Origin of the sequence: Phenylobacterium sp. (assembly GCF_036263695.1) — a bacterium.
Lineage (GTDB): Bacteria > Pseudomonadota > Alphaproteobacteria > Caulobacterales > Caulobacteraceae > Phenylobacterium.
This window is the reverse complement of sequence record NZ_DATAGM010000335.1, coordinates 1-7,312: the sequence shown is the minus strand read 5'-3', so window position 1 is coordinate 7,312 and position 7,312 is coordinate 1. Positions and strand designations below refer to the sequence as shown.

At 68.8% G+C, this 7,312-nt stretch carries 4 protein-coding genes and 1 pseudogene; 1 reads left to right on the top strand and 4 read right to left on the bottom strand.

Annotation, left to right across the window (positions count from 1 at the left end):
- Positions 1-542: pseudogene (locus VHK87_RS13595) on the bottom strand (hypothetical protein); the annotation flags it as partial.
- 147 nt (positions 543-689) lie between these two features.
- On the opposite strand from VHK87_RS13595, the gene VHK87_RS13590 reads away from it, so the two are divergent.
- Positions 690-2,099: a helix-turn-helix domain-containing protein gene (locus VHK87_RS13590; RefSeq protein ID WP_329635430.1), complete on the top strand. Its 1,410-nt coding sequence runs from the start codon at positions 690-692 to the stop codon at positions 2,097-2,099.
- Here the strand turns inward: VHK87_RS13590 and VHK87_RS13585 are convergent, their stop codons facing one another.
- The 3 genes from VHK87_RS13585 to VHK87_RS13575 form a co-directional block, all read right to left on the bottom strand.
- Positions 2,100-4,313: a PAS domain-containing protein gene (locus tag VHK87_RS13585; RefSeq protein ID WP_329635429.1), complete on the bottom strand. Its 2,214-nt coding sequence runs from the start codon at positions 4,311-4,313 to the stop codon at positions 2,100-2,102.
- Between the two features lie 115 nt (positions 4,314-4,428).
- Positions 4,429-6,609, bottom strand: coding sequence for a PAS domain-containing hybrid sensor histidine kinase/response regulator (locus tag VHK87_RS13580; RefSeq protein WP_329635428.1), 2,181 nt, complete (start codon positions 6,607-6,609; stop codon positions 4,429-4,431).
- Between the two features lie 213 nt (positions 6,610-6,822).
- The coding region (locus VHK87_RS13575) for a L,D-transpeptidase family protein (RefSeq protein WP_329635427.1) at positions 6,823-7,312 on the bottom strand (490 nt) is incomplete at its 5' end.

The following is a 7,312-nucleotide window of genomic DNA, read 5'->3' as shown; positions in this document are numbered from 1 at the left end:
ATCATCGGCACGACGTGGGTTTCGTAGTTGTCGATCTTGTCCTGGATCTGCTGCTCGGTCTTGGCGTCGCCGGACTTGCGGGCGGCGTCGAGGTCGCGGAAGAGGCCGCCGAGCTCACGGGCGTCGGCCTGGCGCAGGAAGGTGTAGATCTCTTCGATCAGCTCGGGGACCGAGGTCTTCTCGTGCATCGACTGGTCGGGCAGCGGGCCGAACTCGGAGCGCAGGGCGGCGACCATCCAGCCGGACAGGTAGATGTAGCGACCCTTGGTGGTGCCGAAGTGCTTCTTGATCGAAATCATCTTCTGCTGGGCGATGAAGCCGTGCCAGCAGCCGAGCGACTGGGTGTAGTTGGCCGGATCGGCGTCATAGGCCGCCATGTCCTTGCGCATGATGTCCGCGGTGTAGCGGGCGATCTCCAGGCCGGTCTTGAACCGGTTCTGCAGGCGCATGCGGGCGACGGCCTCGGGGTTGATCCCGTCCCAGGGGCCTTGCTTGCTCTTGATGAGCTGGCTCATCTCGATGATGTGGTCTTGATAGGGCATGACGCGGCCTCGGCGAAAAACTGAAGTTGACCGGGCCTTTAGCAGCGCCTGCGCGAGCTGGGCGATACGTTGTGCAGTGCAGTAGTATAACTTTACAGATCCTCGAAGTTATGTTGTAAGGTTCTTACATCCACCGGACGTGAGACCATGCGCGCGGACCGCCGCCTCTACCTCGGCCCGGCGCTCCGGCGAATCCGCCGCGAGCGCGGGCTGACCCAGTTCGACATGGCCCAGGACCTGGAGGTCTCGCCCTCCTACGTGGCTCTTCTGGAGCGCAACCACCGGCCGCTCAGCGCCGAGATGCTGCTGCGCTTGGCGCAGACCTACAACCTGGACATCGCCAGCCTGACCGGCGGCGGCGGGGCCGACGTCTCGGCCAGGCTGCAGCAGGTGCTTAAGGACCCGATCTTCGCCGACATCGAGCTGCCCTCGCTGGAAGTCGGCGACGTGGCAGGCAACTTCCCTGGCGTGGCTGAGGCCTTCCTTCGCCTCTACACCGCCTACCAGGAGGAGCACCTGGCGCTCGCCGACCGCGGCGCGGAGGGGCGTGAAGGCTCCGAGGCGCCCGATCCGGTGGATGAGTCGCGCAGGTTCCTGGCGGCGCGGCGCAACTGCTTCCCGCTGCTGGACGATGCGGCCGAGAAGTTCGCCGCCCTGATCGCCGACCACGACGGCAGCCTGCCCGGCTACTTCAAGGACCGCCACAACCTGCGGGTCCGGCGGATCCCCGCCAGCGTCATGCTGGGCTCCATGCGCCGGCTCGATCACCACCGGCGCGAGATCCTGCTGGACGACGAGCTGGACGCCGCCAGCCAGAAGTTCCAGCTGGCCCTGCAGCTCGCCTACCTGGAGATGGGCAAGGAGATCGACCAGGCGCTCGCCGAGGGCAGCTTCGCCACCGAGAGCGGCGAGCGGCTGACCCGCCGGGCGCTGGCCGGCTATGCGGCCGCGGCGATCATGATGCCCTACGGGCCCTTCGCCCGGGCGGTGGAGGCGCGCCGCTACGACGTGGAAGCCCTGGCCCGCCAGTTCGGCGCCAGCTTCGAGCAGACCGCCCACCGGCTCACCACCCTGCAGAAGCCCGGCCAGGAGCGGGCGCCCTTCTTCTTCATCCGGGTGGACCCGGCCGGGAACGTCTCCAAGCGGCTGGACGGGGCCGGCTTCCCCTTCGCCCGCCACGGCGGCGGCTGCCCGCTCTGGAACCTGCACGAGACCTTCCAGCGGCCGCGGCAGATCCTCACCCAGTGGCTGGAGCTGCCGGACGGGCAGAAGTTCTTCTCAATCGCCCGAACGGTCACCGCCGGCGGCGGCGGCTACGGCCGGCCCCGCGTCGACCGCGCCATCGGCCTGCTCTGCGCCGAGGAGCACGCCCACAAGCTGATCTACACGCAAGGGCCCGCCGGCCAGCGGCCGGAGGCCGCCACGCCCATCGGTGTCACCTGCCGCCTGTGCCACCGCACCGAGTGCACCGCCCGCAGCGCCCCGCCGATCGGCCGCCAGATCCTCCCCGACGACATCCGCCGCACGACGGCGCCTTTCGGGTTCGCGGACAGCTAGCTAGTCCTGCGGAAGGGGCGCCCGAAGCTCGCAGGTCAGTCCCTGCGGATCGAAGCGGAGATTGACCTCGCCGTTGAGCTCCGCGGCGAGGCCGCGTTCGAGCAGGCGCGATCCGAAACCCCGATGCGCCCGCGGCTCCACCGCCGGCCCGCCGCGCTCGGTCCAGGTCAGCGCCAACGCCGCCTTTGCGCCGGAACGCAGGTCCCAGACGATCTCAACCGTTCCGTCAGGCCGGCTCAGGGCCCCGTACTTCAGCGCGTTGGTGCCGAGCTCGTGGAAGGCCATCGACAATGATAGCGCCGTTCGCGCCGCCAGCCGGATGTGCGGACCCTGGTAGCGGATGCGGCGCCTGTCGCCGATCAGCGGATCGAGCACGCCGCGCGCGATCTCCTCGATGCCGACGCCCTCCCACTGCTCTCGCGTGAGGATGTCGTGCGCCGCGGCCAGGGCGCCGATGCGGTTGAGGAAGGCCTCGCGGGTCTCCGTAGTGCTCTCGGCGCCTCGCAACGTCTGCACCGCGATGGCCTGCACTGTGGCGAGATTGTTTTTCACCCGATGGTTCAGCTCGAGCACCATGAGCTTCAGGTGGTCCTCAGCGACCTTCTGATCGTGGATATCCTCGGTCGTGCCGTACCAGCGCACGATCCGTCCCTGCGCATCGCGGCGCGGCGAGGCGCGCGATCGTATCCAGCGATAATCGCCGTTCGCGCGGCGCGCCCGATGCACGATGTCGTAGGGGGCGCCTGTGGTTACAGATCGCGACCAGGTGTCGATGGTGCGCTGGACGTCGTCCGGGTGGAGTCCCTCGGCGTAACTGGAGCCCAGCCCTGAGTTGCCGGTCCACTCGCGCCAGCGCGGAGCGACGCGGTCCAGCTGCCCGTCGGGCGCGGCGGTCCAGGCAACCTGCGGATTGAGCTCGGCGGCGTAACGGTAATCCTCCTCGCTCTCCCTCAGGGCCGCCTCGGCCCGCTTGCGATCGGTGATGTCGAGGACGAACTCGAAGCCGGTTCCGTCCGGCAATAGCTTGGCGGCGAACAGCGCCCACCAGCGTGAGCCGTCCTTGCGGAAGTACTCCTTCTCATAGGGGGTCGTGCTGCCCGTCGCCCTCAGCTCGGCGAACGCCTGCTCGGAAATCTCCAGCCACTCCGGCGGCGTCAGCTTCTGCCAGGTCAGGAGCCCCGCCTCCAGGTCGGCCCGGTCATAGCCGCACATCCTCAGAAAGGCGTCGTTGGCGTCGGTGAGCCGTCCTTCCATGTCGAAGTAGATCGCGCCGACCGTTTCGATCTGGAGGGCGGTGCGGAACCTCGCCTCGCTGGCCTCCAGCGCCCGGGTCGCCAGTACGGCCTCGGTGACATCGTGGCCCTCGAAGATGACGCCGACCACCTGACCGCCCTCGTCGGTGAGCGGCTCGTAGATGAAGTCGAGGTACAGCTCTTCAGTTCTGCCGGGCTCGCGCTCCACCAATGTGCGGGCGTGGCGCACCACCATGCGCTCGCCGGTGGCCAGCACACGGTCGAGCAGTTCGAGAAAGCCCTGCCCTTCGACTTCCGGGAACACCTCACGGACAGTCCGCCCGATGTACGCCCGCTCTCCGAACAGGCTCCGATAGGCTTGATTGACGAACTCGTACGTGAGCTCGGGGCCGCGCGCGATCGCGATCAGACCCGGCGCCTGTTCGAAAAGGCGCAGCTGCTGAGCGGCTTCGCTGACGAGGCGGCGCTCGGCCAGGACGCGCGGCGTGGTCTCGGTGCAGGCGCAGAAAAAGCCGGCGACGCGGCCCGCCTCGTCGGAGACCGGGGTGTACGAGAACGAGAAGTACGCCAGCTCGACCTGACCGCGGCGGCAGATCGTCAGCTGCGCGTCCGCCATGTGAACCGGTTCGCCGCCGTAGGCCTGCGCCACGACCTCCATCAGGTCATCCCGGGTCTCCGACCAGACCTCAAGAAAAGGGCGAGCCAAGGCCGCCGGATGCCTCTCGGCCAGGATCTCCGAATAGGCCTCGTTGTAGAGCAGGAGCTGTTCCGGCCCCCAGACGATGAACATCGGCTGGCTCGACCCGAGCATCACCCCGACCAGGGTCTTTAGGGACTGCGACCAGGTGGCGGGCTTTCCCAGGGTCGTCGCGGACCAATCGTGAGCGGAGATCCGCAGACCCATCGGGGTGTCGCCGTTCAGGAAATCCGGCGGCTCAGCGCCAAAAAGGTCGAACGTCATCGTGCGGGCTTTCACTTGCACCGCAGTCAACGCTGCGATCGGTCATCAGGCGCCGCGTGATGTGGGGTGAAGCTGTTTTAAGTCAAGATGATGCCGTTCCGCGACGGGGGCCACGTCACGCAGAGCGGGCGGTGTCCTGCGCCTGTGGACTTAGCGCCGCGGCGATGCCGGCGATCAGGCTCTCCGGGGTGATCGGCTTGGCGACATGGGTGTCGGCCCCGGCCGCCTCGGCCGCCTGGCGGTGCTCGGGCGAGGCGTTGGCGGTGAGCATGGCGATGGGGACGGACGCGGCGCCCGCCCTGGCCTCCCGCCGGCGGATCTCGCGCACCGCCGTCAGGCCGTCCATCACCGGCATCTGCATGTCCATCAGCACCAAGTCGAAGCCGCCCGGGTTGAAGGCCGACACCGCCAAGGCGCCGTTTTCGACCACGTGCAGCTCGACGCCGAGCGGCTCCAGGATCAGCTGCACGACCTTCTGGTTGGTCGGATGGTCCTCCGCCAGCAGGACCCGCAGGCCGGCGAACCGGGCCAGCAGGGCGTCGTCGGCGCGGGCGTCCTCGTCGGCGGCGGGGGCCGAGCACTCGGCCCGGATCAGGGGAACGGTCACGGTGAAGACGCTGCCGCGTCCCGGCTCGGAGGCGACGGCGATCTCGCCGCCCATCAGCTCGACCAAGGATCGGCTGATCGAGAGCCCAAGACCGGTCCCGCCGAACCGGCGCGAGATCGAGCCGTCGGCCTGGCTGAAGCGCTGGAACAGCCGCACGGCCGCGTCGGGCGCGATGCCGATCCCGGTGTCAGAGACTGCGATGGTCAGCCGGGCGGCGGCGCCCTCCCCCGCCTGCAGGGCGACGGCGACGCGGACCTGGCCCTGGTCGGTGAACTTGATGGCGTTGGAGGCGAGGTTGGAGACGATCTGGCGGATCCGGACGGCGTCGCCGACGAACACCCCGTCGGCCGCCTCCGAATAGGCGATCTCGAACGCCAGCCCCTTCTCGTCGGCCCGGGCGCGCATCAGCTCGACAGCGCAGTCCAGCTCGGCGCGCAGATCGAAGGGCGCGGTCTCGAGGGCGAAGGCGCCGGACTCGATCTTGGCCTGATCGAGGATGTCGCTCAGCAGCCGCTCCAGAACGTGGCCGGAGGACTGGATCAGCCCGACCATCTCCTGCTGCTGGGGCGTGAGCCCGGTCCGGGCCAGGGCGCCTGCGACGCCGACCACGCCGTTCAGGGGCGTGCGGATCTCATGGCTCATGTTCGCGACGAACTGGCTCTTGGCCAGGTTCGCCGCCTCGGCCGCATCGCGCGCGGCCTCCAACTCCTGCTCCAGCGCCTTGCGGGCGGAGATGTCGATCACCGTGCCCAGGATGCGGACGGGACTGCCGGCGGCGTCGCGCTCGACGACGCGGCCGCGGGTCAGCACCCACTTGTGGCCGCCGTCCTTGCAGCGCATCCGGAGCTCGCAGGTGGTGTGAGGCGTGCGCCCCTCCAGGTGCTCGGCGTAGCTGTTCCGCAGGCGGTCCAGGTCGTCGGCGTGGACAAAGTCCTCGAGGTGCAGGATCGGCATGGCCAGCTCGCCCGGCGCATAGCCGAACATGGCCAGCCAGTTACGGTCGCCGTAGTAGGCCCCGTTGCGAAGGTCGTACTCGATCAGCCCGTCGCCGGCCGCCTCCAGGGTGACGGAGACCTTGCGTTCGAGGTCCAGGAGGTCGACTTGGCGGTCGGAGAGCTGGCGCAGCACCGCTTGGTGGTCGAGTGCGTAGCCCCGAGCCGCCACCAGCCCCGAGAGGACGAGTATCGAGATCGCCAGCGCCGGGAGGCCGAAGCCGAAGCCGAGCGCCGGCCCGACAAGGGCCGCCACGATCCCGGGCGCCAGAGACAGCCAGAGCAGCCGCCTCGAACCGGCGAAGTAGACGAAGATGTTTGTGAAGGCGCCTGACAGCCAGGCCACCCCGAGGGCCACCCCGACCGGCGAGGCATGGGCCAGGGAGAGCACGGCTAGCGTGTGGAAGATCCCGGCTCCGACGACGTTGCAGACCGCGTAGAGGTTGAGCGCCTTCTCCTGCGGCAGGCCCATCACATAGCGATCTAGCACCTGGGTGATCGCCGCTTCCCAGAGCAGCACCGCCGCCACCCAGCCGAGCGCCGCCGTCCAGGGCAGGAAGGTGAGCGCCAGAAGCGCAAACGCCCCTGCAGACGCGATCCGGCCGCGCTGGCTCGATTGGCCAAGCCGCAATGAGGTATCGATGCCGAAGCGCCCTTCGGCCGCGCGATCGCCGCCGGCGAGCGTAGCTCTATCCAACGCGGACCTCCCCTCGGCTCCGCGATCGCGCATCGCGGCGACGAATCCGTTTCAGAACGCCGATATTCGTCGCCAATGCCGAAAAGCTCGTTAAGGCCCGCGCGCCTGGGTGCAGGCCAACTGCAAGCTGATCGGCAACTGCATCGCCGTGCCCGGCCTCGCCGTGGGCGAGGTGAAGCGCGAGGTGGGACTGACGGCCCCGTCCCTGGCGGCCTAGGGCCCGAGCTCCGCAGCCTCGGCGTCGCTGTCCGGTTGCGGCGCCTCCACGCCCCCCAGCCCCAGCGCCTTCGCCACCCTGGCGTCCCAGCCGTAAGGGTCGGGGCCCAGCCTTACGCCGCCGTCCGGGTCCAGCACGGCGGTATGATAGAGCAGCCGGACGGGAATCTCGGTGGTCAGCTCAATCACGGTCGTCTCGCCCGAAGCTAACGCCGGCTCGAACGCGTCCGCAGCGCCGTGGCGCTCCGCGAGGAAGCGGGCGAACTCCACGGCTTTTTCGACGCGAACGCAGCCGTGGCTCCGCTGGCGCTGATCGGAGGCGAACAGCGCCTTGGCCGGAGTGTCGTGCAGGTAGATGGCGTGCTCGTTCTGCATGTCGAACTTCACCAGACCCAATGCGGCGTCGGGACCTGGCTTCTGGATCACCCGCCCATCCTGCACGACCATGTTGTTGCGCTGAAGGTAGGCCTCCCCCTGCGGGAGGATC